Origin of the sequence: Streptomyces sp. NPDC000134, assembly GCF_042899225.1 — a bacterium.
Lineage (GTDB): Bacteria > Actinomycetota > Actinomycetes > Streptomycetales > Streptomycetaceae > Streptomyces.
Genome location: NZ_JBIAZN010000004.1, coordinates 377,359 through 390,329, shown reverse-complemented (window position 1 = coordinate 390,329; position 12,971 = coordinate 377,359). Strand labels below are relative to the sequence as shown.

At 73.4% G+C, this 12,971-nt stretch carries 12 protein-coding genes; 7 read left to right on the top strand and 5 right to left on the bottom strand.

Going from position 1 to position 12,971, the window contains the following annotated elements:
• The first annotated feature begins 102 nt into the window (after positions 1-102).
• Positions 103-831 (top strand): methyltransferase domain-containing protein, encoded by a 729-nt coding sequence (locus tag ACFY32_RS08705; protein ID WP_390673760.1) that lies wholly within the window; start codon positions 103-105, stop codon positions 829-831.
• Here ACFY32_RS08705 and ACFY32_RS08700 read toward each other — a convergent pair.
• Complete coding sequence (locus tag ACFY32_RS08700) at positions 828-2,039, bottom strand: bifunctional adenosylcobinamide kinase/adenosylcobinamide-phosphate guanylyltransferase (RefSeq protein WP_390673759.1); 1,212 nt, start codon at positions 2,037-2,039, stop codon at positions 828-830. The genes ACFY32_RS08705 and ACFY32_RS08700 overlap by 4 nt on opposite strands.
• A gap of 160 nt (positions 2,040-2,199) precedes the next feature.
• Here ACFY32_RS08700 and ACFY32_RS08695 point away from each other — a divergent pair, with 160 nt between their 5' ends.
• Positions 2,200-2,412: a hypothetical protein gene (locus tag ACFY32_RS08695; protein WP_190201973.1), complete on the top strand. Its 213-nt coding sequence runs from the start codon at positions 2,200-2,202 to the stop codon at positions 2,410-2,412.
• A 162-nt stretch (positions 2,413-2,574) separates the two neighbouring features.
• Here ACFY32_RS08695 and ACFY32_RS08690 read toward each other — a convergent pair whose 3' ends face one another.
• The 3 genes from ACFY32_RS08690 to ACFY32_RS08680 form a co-directional block, all read right to left on the bottom strand.
• Positions 2,575-3,648, bottom strand: a complete 1,074-nt coding sequence (locus ACFY32_RS08690; RefSeq protein WP_359193255.1) for a trypsin-like peptidase domain-containing protein — start codon at positions 3,646-3,648, stop codon at positions 2,575-2,577.
• A gap of 61 nt (positions 3,649-3,709) precedes the next feature.
• Complete coding sequence (locus tag ACFY32_RS08685) at positions 3,710-4,411, bottom strand: methyltransferase domain-containing protein (RefSeq protein WP_359193326.1); 702 nt, start codon at positions 4,409-4,411, stop codon at positions 3,710-3,712.
• A gap of 83 nt (positions 4,412-4,494) precedes the next feature.
• Positions 4,495-5,091: a DUF3043 domain-containing protein gene (locus ACFY32_RS08680; RefSeq protein WP_359193252.1), complete on the bottom strand. Its 597-nt coding sequence runs from the start codon at positions 5,089-5,091 to the stop codon at positions 4,495-4,497.
• A gap of 272 nt (positions 5,092-5,363) precedes the next feature.
• Here ACFY32_RS08680 and ACFY32_RS08675 point away from each other — a divergent pair, with 272 nt between their 5' ends.
• The 5 genes from ACFY32_RS08675 to ACFY32_RS08655 all read left to right on the top strand — a co-directional run bounded on the left by ACFY32_RS08675 (position 5,364) and on the right by ACFY32_RS08655 (position 11,690).
• Complete coding sequence (locus ACFY32_RS08675) at positions 5,364-6,161, top strand: PspA/IM30 family protein (RefSeq protein ID WP_359193249.1); 798 nt, start codon at positions 5,364-5,366, stop codon at positions 6,159-6,161.
• Between the two features lie 31 nt (positions 6,162-6,192).
• The gene (locus ACFY32_RS08670) at positions 6,193-6,477 is read left to right on the top strand and encodes a hypothetical protein (protein ID WP_390673758.1); all 285 of its coding nucleotides are present in this window, start codon (positions 6,193-6,195) and stop codon (positions 6,475-6,477) included.
• A 46-nt stretch (positions 6,478-6,523) separates the two neighbouring features.
• Positions 6,524-7,744, top strand: coding sequence for a histidine kinase (locus ACFY32_RS08665; RefSeq protein WP_359193243.1), 1,221 nt, complete (start codon positions 6,524-6,526; stop codon positions 7,742-7,744).
• Positions 7,741-8,424: a response regulator transcription factor gene (locus ACFY32_RS08660; RefSeq protein WP_359193240.1), complete on the top strand. Its 684-nt coding sequence runs from the start codon at positions 7,741-7,743 to the stop codon at positions 8,422-8,424. Before ACFY32_RS08665 ends, ACFY32_RS08660 begins: the two co-directional genes overlap by 4 nt.
• Before the next feature lie 155 nt (positions 8,425-8,579).
• Positions 8,580-11,690, top strand: a complete 3,111-nt coding sequence (locus tag ACFY32_RS08655) for an efflux RND transporter permease subunit (protein WP_390673757.1) — start codon at positions 8,580-8,582, stop codon at positions 11,688-11,690.
• A gap of 96 nt (positions 11,691-11,786) precedes the next feature.
• Here ACFY32_RS08655 and nadA read toward each other — a convergent pair whose 3' ends face one another.
• A complete protein-coding gene (nadA, locus tag ACFY32_RS08650) occupies positions 11,787-12,971 on the bottom strand; it encodes a quinolinate synthase NadA (RefSeq protein WP_359193234.1) in 1,185 nt (394 codons plus the stop codon).

Below are 12,971 nucleotides of genomic sequence, written 5' to 3'. Positions count from 1 at the left end.
GGCACATCCCGGCCGCCCCCGAGCGGCGCCGTTGCACCCACCACCGGCATCCCATACGTTCCGTTTCGCCAGGAATGTCATACGTCCGCCCGGGAGCCGCCCATGACCGCGCCGCCGTCCCCCGCCGTCCCGCCGGCCGCGGCCCCGCCCCCACCGCCGTACGCCCCGCACCGCGAGGACTGCCCCTGGTGCGGCTCCCGCCGGCTGCGCTCCTCGCCGCGCGGAGGGCCCGTGCCGGGCCGGCCGGCCCTCGCCGTCTGCCGGGACTGCCGCCACGCCTTCCGCAACCCGCCGCCCAGCCCCGGGGTGGAACGCCCCGAGGGCCGCCCCGTCCGGGCCGCCGTCCGGCTCCGGCACCGGCTGGCCGTCCGCGCGGTGCTGCGGCACTGCCGGGAACCGGAGAGCTGGCTCGACGTGGGCACCGGCGACGCCGGACTGCCGCGCACGGCACGCCGGTCGCTGCCGTACACCGCGTTCGACGGCCTCGACCTCACCCACCGCGTGCTGCGCGCCCGCGCCGCCGGGCACGTCGAGGAGGCGTACCTCGGCCGGCTGACGGACCCGCACCTGACCGCCCTGCTGCGCGCCCGCTACGACGTCGTCAGCCTGCTGCACCTGGACCGCAGCCCCGATCCGCGCGCCGAACTCCGCGCCGCCCTGCACGTCCTGCGCCCCGGCGGCCACCTCCTGATCGACACCGCCGACCCCCGCGCCCTGCTCCTCATCCCGCCCACGGCCCGCCCCGCCGCCCGCTTGCACACCGAACTGACCGCCGCGGGCTGCACCCTGCTCACCACCCCCGCCGGCCACCGCGTCCTCGCCCGCCGTTAGGGCCTGTCCGGGCCCCGCAGCACCAGCGCCTGCCCCGCCACCACCAGCAGGACGTGTTCGCACTCCGCGGCGAACGCCGCGTTGAGGCGGCCGAGTTCGTCGCGGTAGCGGCGGCCCGAGGCGGTGGCCGGGACGATGCCCGAGCCGACCTCGTTGGAGACGGCGACGACCGTGCGGCGGGTGGCGCGCACCGCGTCGGTCAGCTCCCGGGTGCGCAGCTTCAGCGCCCGCTCCCCGCCGCCCGCCCACTCGGCGTCGTCCCACGCCCCGACGGCGTCCATCGCGTCCGTCAGCCACAGCGACAGGCAGTCGATCAGCAGCGGCGGCCCGTCCTCGGCCAGCAGCGGCACCAGGTCGCAGGTCTCCGCCGTCCGCCAGGAACCGGGGCGCCGCTCCCGGTGCGCCGAGACCCGCGCCGCCCACTCGGTGTCCCCGCCCCGGGTGCCGCCGGTCGCCACGTACAGCACGTCGGGGAAGGACTCCAGCCGCCGTTCCGCCTCCACCGACTTGCCCGACCGGGCCCCGCCCAGCACCAGCGTCCGGCGCGGTACGTCCGGTACCTCCTCGTACGACCCGACGGTCAGCGTCGTGCCGTCCGGCACCGCCCGCGCGCCCGCCGCCGCGAGCCGCCGCCGCAGCTCGGGGCCGGGCGGCACGTCGTGGTCGAGGTGGACGGCGACGACGTCGGTGGCCGGACCCGCCGCGCCCACCGCCCGCAGCCTCGCCAGCGCGTCCGGCCGGCCCACGACGTCCGCGAGGACCAGGTCGTAGGCGTCGGCGGGCTCCTCCGGCCCGGCGGGCGCCCCGCCCGGCGGCAGGTACAGCAGCCTCGCCCCGTCCGGGCCGGTCACCGCGTACCCCGTGCCGGGCGCGTCCAGCGCCACCGCCCGCACCCGGTGCCCGGTCAGCAGCGCCAGCTCCCGCCCGTCCGGCACCCGCCCGGGGTGCGGCAGCCCGGCCGGCGCCTCCACCGCGGGCCCGTCGTGCGGATGCGACAGCAGCACCTGCCCGACGCCGCTCAGCGAGTGCCCGGCCCGCGCGGCGGCGAACGCGACCCCCGGTGTCAGGTCGAGCAGCACCGCCCCGTCGACGAGCAGCGCCGTCGCGGCGCGGGCGTGCGGCCCCTGCGCGACGGCACAGGCCGCGCAGGGGCAGTCGGGGCGGGGTAGCCCCGCGGGGGCACCGGTGCCTAGCAGAGTGACGTCCACGCCCCGATTTTCGCCGGTCACCGCGGGACCTGCGCGTCCGAGGTCCCCCGAGGAGCGGGAACCGTCCTGTGGGGTACCGGTCCCAGCACATAGGCTGCGACCGGGAGCCGGACCAAGATCCGGCTTCCGTTCTGCATGTGCTCACATCTTGGAGGCGTACATGGCGGCATGGACGTGGCGGTTCGAGACGGCCGACGGGACGGAGGTCCAGCCCGCGGTGCAGCCCGAGGAGTTCACGACGCAAGGGGACGCCGAGTCGTGGATCGGGGAGCACTGGAAGGACCTGAAGGAGGGCGGCACGGACCAGGTTCGGCTGTTCGAGGACGCCACGGAGATCTACGGCCCGATGAGCCTGCACGCCGAGGACGCCTGACGGCCCCGCCCGGGGCGGCCGCCTCCCGGCCGCCCCGGGCCCGCACCGCACTGCCGGGCATCAGGGCGTCCGGCCCGCCGCCACCCGCCCGGCGTCACCGCGCGCCCGGCGTCACCGCGCGCCCGGCGCCGCCGCGCGCCCGGCGTCACCGCTCGCCCGGCGTCACTGCTCGCCCAGCGTCACCTCGACGGTCCGCTCATCACCGTCCCGGGTGAACGTCACCTTCGTCCGCTCGCCCGGCTCCCGCGACGCCAGCGCCTCGGTGAGCGAGGTGATCGTGGTGACCTCGCTGCCGCCCACCCCGGTGATGACGTCCCCCTCCCGCAGCCCCGCGTCGGCCGCCGCGCCGCCCTCGCGCACCTCGACGACGGCCACCCCGGCGGCCCGGTAGTCGCCGTCGACGACCGTACGGCCGGTGATGCCCAGCGCGGCCCGGCCCGAGTCGGTCACCTTCCCGTCCCGGACGATCTGGCCGGCGACCGTGCGCACCATCGACGCCGGGATCGCGAACCCGATGCCGGGCGCCGCGCTGTCCCCGAGGCCCGGGTCGGTCGCGGCGAGCGTCGGGATGCCGATCACCCGCCCGTCCAGGTCGACCAGGGCGCCGCCGCTGTTGCCGGGGTTGATGGCCGCCGAGGTCTGCACCATGTCCCCGATCGTGGCGCCCGTACCGCCGCCGGAACTGCTCTCGGTGACGGTCCGCCCGGTCGCGGAGACGATGCCCTGCGTCACGCTGGAGGACAGCCCGAGCGGCGAGCCCATCGCCAGCACGATCTGCCCGACCCGGACCTTCCCGGAGTCCCCGAACCGCGCCGCCTTGACGCCGTCCGGCACCCGGTCCAGCTTCACGACGGCGAGATCCTGCTCGGGGTAGGAGAAGACCAGCGTGGCGCGCAGCGGGTCCTCGCTGTTGGCGGTGGTCACCCGGAAGGTCCGCTCGTCCCCGACGACGTGCGCGTTGGTGACGACGTGCCCCTTGTCGTCGTACACCACCCCGGACCCCAGGTCCTGGCTGCCCTGGATCTGCACCACCGAGGGCAGCACGTCGCCGATCACCCTCAGGTAGTCGCTCTGCAGGTCGGCCGCGGCGCGCGGCACGGCGGCGGCCCGCGCCGCGGTCCCCTCCGGCCGCTCGCCGGGGGCGCCTGGGACGGAACAGCCCGCGGCCGGCGGCACGAGGCACAGCAGACCGGCGGCGGAGGCGAGCCGTGCGGCACGGCGGCGGGAGACGTCCATGCCCGCAGTCTCGCCAGGCGGCGCCCCCGCGGCGCGCGGTGGGCACCCGAACGGGCCCCGCTCAGCCCCGTACGCCGCACAGGTGCAGCAGGGCCGCGACACCGCGGTAGGGGTCCGTGCGCCCCGCGCGCTCCTCCGCCGCGAGCAGCGTCTCCATGTCGGCGGGCGGGGCCGCGCCGTCCGGGGCGGTGTCCGTGAAGACCCCCACGCCGTACCAGGTGTGCAGCGGGGCGCCGATCCCCGCGAGGGTCGCGGTCAGCGCCGCCCGCCGGTCCGCGCGGACGTCCAGGCCCAGCCGGTTGCGGTAGGCGGTGGTCCCGAAGGCGGCGAGCGCGCCGGCCCAGTCGCCGTACAGGCCCGGCCGCATCGCGAGCGCGTCGCCGTTGCGGACCACCAGCGACAGCAGCCCGCCCTGGGCGAGCATCCGGGCCAGCCCCGCGAGGACCGGGTCGGGCTCCGCGACATGCATCAGCACACCGTGGCAGAGGACCACGTCGAAGCTGCCCGGACGGAAGTGCACACCGGTGTCCCGGCCGTCGCCCTCCATGATCCGCATCCGCTCCCGGATGCCCTCGGGCTCCCCGGCGAGCGTCTCGCGGGCGGCGGCGATCATCGCCGGGTCCCGCTCCAGGCCGGTCACCTGGTGCCCGGCTCGGGCCAGCCGCAGCGTCTGGGTGCCCCGCCCCATGCCGACGTCCAGCACGCGCAGCCGCCGGCCGACCGGGAACCGCCCGGCTATCTGCTCGTCGAGCTGCCGGGCCACCAGCTCCTGGCGGACGACGTCGCGCACCCCGCCCGTCCCGCCGAGCCAGCGGTGCGCCGCGTCCCCGGCGGACGGCGTCCCGGTCAGGGCCGCTCCCCGCGCTTGACCCGCGGCTTCGGCAGCCGGAGCCGACGCATCTGGAGGGAGCGCATCAGCGCGTAGGCGACCGCGCCGCGCTTGGGTTCGTCGGCGAAACGCTCCCGCAGGGCCTTCTTCAGCCGGACCGCGGTGAAGACCGAGTCGAGCACGATCAGCACGATCACGACCAGCCACAGCAGCAGCGCCACGTTCTGCAGCGGGGCCACCTGGACCATGCTCAGCACCAGGATGACCACGGCCATCGGCAGGAACCACTCCGCGATGTTGAACCGCGAGTCGACGAAGTCCCGGGCGAACTTGCGGACCGGACCCTTGTCCCGGGCCGGCAGGAACCGCTCGTCGCCGCTGGCGAGCGCCTGGCGCTGCCGCTCCATCGCGGCACGGCGTTCCTCACGCTGCCGCTTGGCGGCCTCCTTGCGGGTCGTCGACGTATTCGCGACGCTGCGGCGCTGGCTCTGGGCCTGGCTGCGCTTGGGCGTCGGGCGACCCTTGGGGGCCTGCGGGTCGCGGGGCTGCTTGGAGTCGGCCGGTGTCTTGACGACGCTCACGGCCTTCTCTTCCTTGGCACGGCTACGGAACACAAAACCCAAGGGTAAGGGCTTGGCCCGCATGGACCACAGCCCGGCGGGGAACGATCCCGCAACGCCGGTCGTCTCCTAGGGGGGGCAGAGGGGACGTTGCGTACACCCTGATCGTCACCTACTCCCTACGCCGGACCGGAAGCGTACGCAGTCGTCCTTGGGGATGAGCGCATCAGTCCCCGAACAGTGCGGTAATGGATGCAGGGCCCGTACTGTGGGTTCTGTCGCAGGTGCTGGAGCCGAAGTCCGTCAGAAGGGGGCGCGCGAAGCCCATGAGCGGTGTGATGAAGCGTATGGGGATGATCTTCCGCGCGAAGGCGAACAAGGCCCTTGACCGGGCCGAGGACCCGCGCGAGACCCTCGATTACTCGTACCAGAAGCAGTTGGAGCTGCTCCAGAAGGTGCGCCGCGGTGTCGCCGACGTGGCGACCAGCCGCAAGCGCCTGGAGCTCCAGCTCAACCAGCTCCAGTCGCAGTCCTCCAAGCTGGAGGACCAGGGCCGCAAGGCGCTCGCGCTGGGCCGCGAGGACCTGGCCCGCGAGGCGCTCTCGCGCCGCGCCGCCCTCCAGCAGCAGGTGACCGACCTGGAGACGCAGCACGCCACCCTCCAGGGCGAGGAGGAGAAGCTCACTCTGGCGGCCCAGCGCCTGCAGGCCAAGGTCGACGCCTTCCGCACCAAGAAGGAGACGATCAAGGCGACGTACACCGCCGCCCAGGCGCAGACCCGGATCGGCGAGGCGTTCTCCGGCATCTCCGAGGAGATGGGCGACGTGGGCCTGGCGATCCAGCGGGCCGAGGACAAGACCGCCCAGCTCCAGGCACGGGCCGGCGCCATCGACGAACTGCTCGCCTCCGGTGCCCTCGACGACCCCTCCGGGATGCACAAGGACGACATCCAGGCCGAGCTGGACCGGCTCTCCGGTGGTACGGATGTAGAGCTGGAACTGCAGCGCATGAAGGCCGAGCTGGCCGGTGGCACCGCCGGCGGCCAGCAGGCCATCGAGGGCGGCGACCAGGACCGGCAGGCGCAGCAGCAGCCGCAGGACACCCCGCGGTTCGACAAGCAGTAGCCCGCGCAGGGCGCACGCCGAGGAGGGCGACATGATCGTACGGATCATGGGGGAGGGACAGGTGAGACTGGCCGACAGCCACCTCACCGAGCTGGACGGACTCGACGACGAACTCCAGGCCGAGATGGAGAACGGCGACGGCCCCGGCTTCCGCCGCACCCTCGCGGCCCTGCTCGCCAAGGTCCGCGAACTGGGCGTCCCGCTCCCCGACGACTCCCTCGAACCGTCGGAACTGATCCTCCCCGCCGAGGACGCGACCCTGGAGGACGTACGGGAACTGCTGAGCGACGACGGACTGATCCCGGGCGGCACCTGACCGCACGGCACCGGCACCACCGTCCGCGGCGCTACCGTGGAGGGCCGTGAGCACCCTCAGCCGCGCCCGGCGCCGACTGGCCGCCCACCCCTGGGCCCTGGACACGGCCCTGGCGGCCGGTGTCCTGGTCTGCATGGTGGCCGGCTCCTTCGTCGAAGGCCACGGCCCCGACGGCGTCACCTGGGGGATGCGCCCCCCCGACCCGCTCAGCCTGGTGCTGATGACGCTGGGCGCCGCCGCCCTGGTCTTCCGCCGCCGCGCCCCGATCACGGTCCTGGCGTGCACCGGCGCCCTCTCCGTCGCCGAGTCCGTCACCGGCGACCCCCGCGCCCCCGTCGTGATGTCCGCCGTGATCGCCCTCTACACCGTCGCCGCCGCCACCGACCGCCCCACCACCTGGCGGGCCGGACTGCTCAGCATGGGCGTCCTCACCGGCGCCGCCATGCTCGCCGGCCCGCTGCCCTGGTACGCCCAGGAGAACCTCGCCGTCTTCGCCTGGACCGGCATCGGCGCCACCGCCGGGGACGCCGTCCGCAGCCGCCGCGCCTTCGTGCGGGCCATCCGGGAACGCGCCGAGAAGGCCGAACGGACCCGCGAGGAGGAGGCCCGCCGCCGGGTCGCCGAGGAACGGCTGCGCATCGCCCGCGACCTGCACGATGTCGTCGCCCACCACATCGCGCTGGTCAACGTGCAGGCCGGGGTCGCCGCGCACGTCATGGACAAGCGGCCCGACCAGGCCAAGGAGGCCCTCGCGCACGTCCGCGAGGCCAGCCGCTCCGCGCTGGACGAACTGCGCGCCACCGTCGGCCTGCTGCGCCAGTCCGGCGACCCGGAGGCCCCCACCGAACCCGCCCCCGGCCTGGACCGCCTCGACGAACTCGCCGGCACCTTCCGCAACGCCGGACTCCAGGTCGAGGTCGCTCGCGCCGACCAGGACACCACCCTGCCCACCGCCGTCGGCCTCGCCGCCTACCGCGTCGTCCAGGAGGCCCTCACCAACGTGCGCAAGCACGCCGGGCCCGGCGCCAAGGCCGAGGTCAGCGTCGTCCGGGTGGGCCCGAACATCGAGATCACCGTCCTGGACGACGGCACCGTCCAGCCCCCGGACCCCGCGGCGGGCGGCGGCCACGGACTGCTCGGGATGCGCGAGCGGGTCACCGCGGTGCGCGGCACCCTCACCACCGGCCCCCGCTACGGGGGCGGCTTCCGGGTCCATGCGATCCTGCCGGTCACCAGTGGAACGAACGCGCGGGGGAACGACGTATGACGATCCGGGTCCTGCTCGCCGACGACCAGGCCCTGCTGCGCAGCGCCTTCCGGGTCCTGGTGGACTCCGAGCCCGACATGGAGGTGGTCGGCGAGGCGTCCGACGGCGCCGAGGCGGTGACGCTGGCCAAGGAGCGGCGCGCCGACGTCGTCCTGATGGACATCCGGATGCCCGGCACGGACGGCCTCGCCGCCACCCGCATGATCAGCGCCGACCCCGCCCTCGCCCAGGTCCGGGTCGTCATCCTGACCACCTTCGAGGTCGACGACTACGTGGTGCGCTCGCTGCGTGCGGGCGCCTCCGGCTTCCTCGGCAAGGGCTCCGAACCGGAGGAACTGCTCAGCGCCATCCGGGTCGCGGCGGGCGGCGAGGCGCTGCTGTCGCCGGCCGCCACCAAGGGCCTGATCGCCCGCTTCCTCGCCCAGGAAGGCACCGCCGACGAGGACCGCGACCCCGCCCGCGCCGAACGCCTTCAGTCGCTGACCGGACGGGAGCGGGAGGTGCTGGTCCAGGTGGCCGGCGGCCGCTCCAACGACGAGATAGCCGAGAAGCTGGAGGTCAGCCCGCTCACCGTGAAGACACACGTCAACCGGGCCATGGCCAAGCTGGGCGCCCGCGACCGGGCCCAGTTGGTGGTCGTCGCCTACGAGTCGGGGCTGGTCCGTCCGAGGGTGGAGTGAGCGCGGTCCGGGCGTACTGCGGCGGGAGTACGCCCGGGTCGCGGAAATGGACCTGGGGGTCTAGGGAACGGGGCCCGGTGATGGGTCAGGGTGTGGAGTGGGCGCCCGTCATGTGCCCGTCCTCCGCTCAGGCCACAGAAGAGAGACCCTGACCCATGTCCTGGCTGTCGAGATTCAGCCTCGCGCAACGGGCCCTCATAGGGCTGATGTCGATCATCGCGCTCGTCTTCGGGGCGATCGCGATCCCCCAGCTCAAGCAGCAGTTGCTGCCCACCATCGAACTGCCCATGGTGTCCGTGATCGCCCCCTACCAGGGAGCCTCGCCGGACGTGGTCGAGAAGCAGATCGTCGAACCCATCGAGGACAACCTCGAAGCGGTCGACGGGATCTCGGGCGTCACCTCCACCGCCAGCGAGGGCAACGCCGTGATCATGGCGTCCTTCGACTACGGGCCCGACACCCAGCAGCTCGTCGCCGATGTCCAGCAGGCCGTCAACCGGGCCCGCGCCCAGTTGCCGGACGACGTGGACCCGCAGGTCGTCGCGGGCTCCACCGACGACATCCCGACCGTCGTGCTCTCCGTGACCTCCGGTGAGGACCAGCAGGCCCTCGCCGACCGCCTCGACCGCACGGTCGTGCCCGCGCTGGAGGACATCGACGGCGTCGGCCGGGTCACCGTCGACGGCGTCCGTGACCTCCAGGTCGCCGTCACCCCCGACGACGCGAAGCTGGCCAGGGCCGGCGTCACCACGCAGACCCTCGCCCAGGCCCTCCAGTCCGGCGGCGCCAGCGTCCCGGCGGGCTCCTTCGACGAGGGCGGCGCCAACCGCACCGTCCAGGTCGGCGGCGCCTTCACCTCGGTGCGCCAGATCGAGGACCTGATGATCACCGGCGAGGGCGTGAAGAAGCCGGTCCAGCTCGGCGACCTCGCCACCGTCGAGGAGAAGGAGGCCAAGGCCGACTCCCTGACCCGCACCAACGGCAAGCCCAGCCTCGCCGTCGCCGTCACCATGGACCACGACGGCAGCGCGGTCGCCATCTCCGACGCGGTCGAGGACAAGCTGCCCGGCCTGCGCGAGGACCTCGGCTCCGGCGCGACGCTCACCGTCGTCAGCGACCAGGGCCCGGCGGTGTCCAAGGCCATCGAGGGCCTGACCACCGAGGGCGCCCTCGGACTGCTGTTCGCCGTCATCGTCATCCTGGTCTTCCTGGCCTCGGTCCGCTCCACCCTCGTCACCGCCGTCTCCATCCCGCTGTCGGTGGTGCTGGCGCTGATCGTGCTGTGGACCCGCGACCTGTCCCTGAACATGCTCACCCTCGGCGCGTTGACCATCGCCATCGGCCGGGTCGTCGACGACTCGATCGTGGTCCTGGAGAACATCAAGCGCCACCTCGGCTACGGCGAGGAACGCCAGGAGGCCATCCTCAAGGCGGTCCGCGAGGTGGCCGGCGCGGTCACCTCCTCGACCCTCACCACCGTCGCCGTGTTCCTGCCGATCGGCCTGGTCGGCGGCATGGTCGGCGAGCTGTTCGGCTCCTTCAGCCTCACCGTGACCGCCGCCCTGCTCGCCTCCCTGCTGGTGTCGCTGACGGTCGTGCCGGTCCTGTCGTACTGGTTCCTGCGCGCCCCCAAGGGCACCCCGGAGGACGCCGAGGAGGCCCGCCGGCTGGCCGAGGAGAAGGAGTCCAGGAGTCGTCTCCAGCGCTGCTACGTCCCCGTCCTGCGGTTCGCCACCCGGCGCCGTCTGACCAGCGTGGCCATCGCGGTCGTCGTCCTGGTCGGCACCTTCGGCATGGCCCCGCTGCTGAAGACCAACTTCTTCGACCAGGGCGAGCAGAAGGTCCTCAACGTCAAGCAGGAACTGAAGCCCGGCACCAGCCTGGCGGCGACCGACGCCCAGGCGAAGAAGGTCGAGAAGCTCCTGGCCGGCACCGACGGCGTCAAGGACTACCAGGTCACGGTCGGCTCCTCCGGCTGGATGGCGGCCTTCGGCGGCGGCACCGACACCAACCAGGCGTCGTACCAGGTCATGCTGGAGGACTCGGCGTCCTTCGAGGACGTCCAGGACCACATCGAGGCCGGGCTCGGCAAGCTCGACGGCATCGGCACCACCACCGTCGCCGCCGGGGACGGCTTCAGCAGCCAGGACCTCAGCGTCGTCGTCAAGGCGTCCGAGCCCGAGACGCTGCGCAAGGCTGCCGAGGAGGTCCGCGAGACCGTCGCCGGGCTGGACGACGTCACCGACGTCACCAGCGACCTGGCGCAGAGCGTGCCCCGCGTCTCCGTCAAGGCCGACTCCCGTGCCGCCGCGGCCGGGTTCACCGACCAGACGCTCGGCGCGGCCGTCACCCAGGCCGTGCGCGGCACCACCGCCGGCAAGGCGGTCCTGGACGACACCGAGCGGGACGTCGTCATCACCTCCGCCAAGCCCGCCGACACCGTCGCCGAACTCAAGGCGCTGCGCCTGGGCCCGGTGAAGCTCGGCGACATCGCCACCGTCGAGGTGGTGGACGGTCCCGTGTCGATGACCCGGATCGACGGCCAGCGCGCGGCCACCATCACCGCCAAGCCGACCGGTGACAACACCGGCGCGGTCGGCACCGAACTCCAGTCGAAGATCGACGCCCTGGACCTGCCGACCGGGGCCACCGCCGAGATCGGCGGCGTCACCGCCGACCAGGACGACGCCTTCGCCAACCTCGGCCTGGCCATGCTGGCGGCCATCGCGATCGTGTTCATGCTGCTGGTCGGCACGTTCCGCTCGCTGGCCCAGCCGCTGATCCTGCTGGTCTCCATCCCGTTCGCGGCGACCGGCGCCCTCGGCCTGCTGATCGCCACGGGCACCCCGATGGGCGTCCCGGCCATGATCGGCATGCTGATGCTGATCGGCATCGTCGTCACCAACGCGATCGTGCTGATCGACCTGATCAACCAGTACCGCGAGCAGGGCTACGGAGTGGTCGAGGCGGTCGTCGAGGGCGGCCGGCACCGGCTGCGGCCCATCCTGATGACGGCCCTGGCGACCATCTTCGCCCTGCTGCCGATGGCCCTGGGCGTCACCGGCGAGGGCGGCTTCATCGCCCAGCCGCTGGCGGTCGTGGTGATCGGCGGCCTGGTCACCTCCACCCTGCTCACCCTCCTGCTGGTCCCGACGCTCTACGCGATGCTGGAACTGCGCAAGGAGCGCCGCGCGAAGAAGCGCGCGGCGAAGAAGGGCGGCGTCCCGCCCCAGCCGGAACCGACGAAGGAACCGGCGCAGGTCTGACCGGAACGACCGAGGCCCCGCCCGGCACCTGAGCAGGTGCCGGGCGGGGCCTCGGTACGAGGAACGGCGTAAGGGCGAGTGGGTGGGAAACACCCGTTAAGGAAGCGCGAGCATCCGCTCCAGCGCCAGCTTCGCGAACGCCTCCGTCTCCTTGTCCACCTCGATCCGGTTGACCAGCGTGCCCTCGGCCAGCGACTCCAGCGTCCACACCAGGTGCGGCAGGTCGATCCGGTTCATCGTCGAGCAGAAGCACACCGTCCGGTCCAGGAAGACGATCTCCTTGCCCTCCCCGGCGAAACGGTTCGCCAGCCGTCGTACGAGGTTCAGCTCGGTCCCGATGGCCCACTTGGACCCGGCCGGCGCCGCCTCCAGCATCTTGATGATGTACTCCGTCGACCCGACGTGGTCGGCCGCGGCGACCACCTCGTGCCGGCACTCGGGGTGCACCAGGACGTTGACGCCCGGGATGCGCTCGCGCACGTCGTTCACCGAGTCGAGGCTGAAGCGGCCGTGCACCGAGCAGTGCCCGCGCCACAGGATCATCTTCGCGGCGCGCAGCTCCTCCGCCGTCAGCCCGCCGTTCGGCTTGTGCGGGTTGTAGACGACGCAGTCCTCCAGCGACATGCCCATGTCCCGCACGGCGGTGTTGCGGCCGAGGTGCTGGTCGGGCAGGAACAGCACCTTCTCGCCCTGCTGGAAGGCCCAGTCCAGCGCCCGCCGCGCGTTGGAGGAGGTGCAGATGGTGCCGCCGTGCTTGCCGGTGAACGCCTTGATGTCGGCGGAGGAGTTCATGTACGAGACAGGTACGACCTGCTCGGCCACGCCCGCCTCGGTCAGCACGTCCCAGCACTCGGCGACCTGCTCGGCGGTGGCCATGTCGGCCATGGAGCAGCCGGCCGCGAGGTCGGGCAGGACGACCTTCTGGTCGTCGGAGGTCAGGATGTCCGCGGACTCGGCCATGAAGTGCACACCGCAGAAGACGATGTACTCGGCCTCCGGGCGCGCGGCGGCGTCCCGGGCCAGCTTGAAGGAGTCGCCCGTGACGTCGGCGAACTGGATGACCTCGTCACGCTGGTAGTGGTGACCGAGCACGAAGACCTTGTCCCCGAGCTTCTCCTTGGCCGCGCGGGCGCGGGCGACCAGGTCCGGGTCGGAGGGGGAGGGCAGATCACCGGGGCACTCCACGCCGCGCTCGCTCCTCGGGTCGGCCTCACGGCCGAGCAGCAGCAGGGCGAGGGGCGACGGCTGTACGTCGAGCTCCTGGGCTTGGGCGGTGGTCAC

What these genes read in the sequence shown, in the direction of transcription:
- ACFY32_RS08705 (WP_390673760.1), top strand. Translation starts at nt 103, where the DNA reads ATGACCGCGCCGCCGTCCCCCGCCGTCCCGCCGGCCGCGGCCCCGCCC.
- ACFY32_RS08695 (WP_190201973.1), top strand. Translation starts at nt 2,200, where the DNA reads ATGGCGGCATGGACGTGGCGGTTCGAGACGGCCGACGGGACGGAGGTC.
- ACFY32_RS08690 (WP_359193255.1), bottom strand. Translation starts at nt 3,648, where the DNA reads ATGGACGTCTCCCGCCGCCGTGCCGCACGGCTCGCCTCCGCCGCCGGT.
- ACFY32_RS08675 (WP_359193249.1), top strand. Translation starts at nt 5,364, where the DNA reads ATGAGCGGTGTGATGAAGCGTATGGGGATGATCTTCCGCGCGAAGGCG.
- ACFY32_RS08670 (WP_390673758.1), top strand. Translation starts at nt 6,193, where the DNA reads ATGATCGTACGGATCATGGGGGAGGGACAGGTGAGACTGGCCGACAGC.
- ACFY32_RS08660 (WP_359193240.1), top strand. Translation starts at nt 7,741, where the DNA reads ATGACGATCCGGGTCCTGCTCGCCGACGACCAGGCCCTGCTGCGCAGC.
- ACFY32_RS08655 (WP_390673757.1), top strand. Translation starts at nt 8,580, where the DNA reads ATGTCCTGGCTGTCGAGATTCAGCCTCGCGCAACGGGCCCTCATAGGG.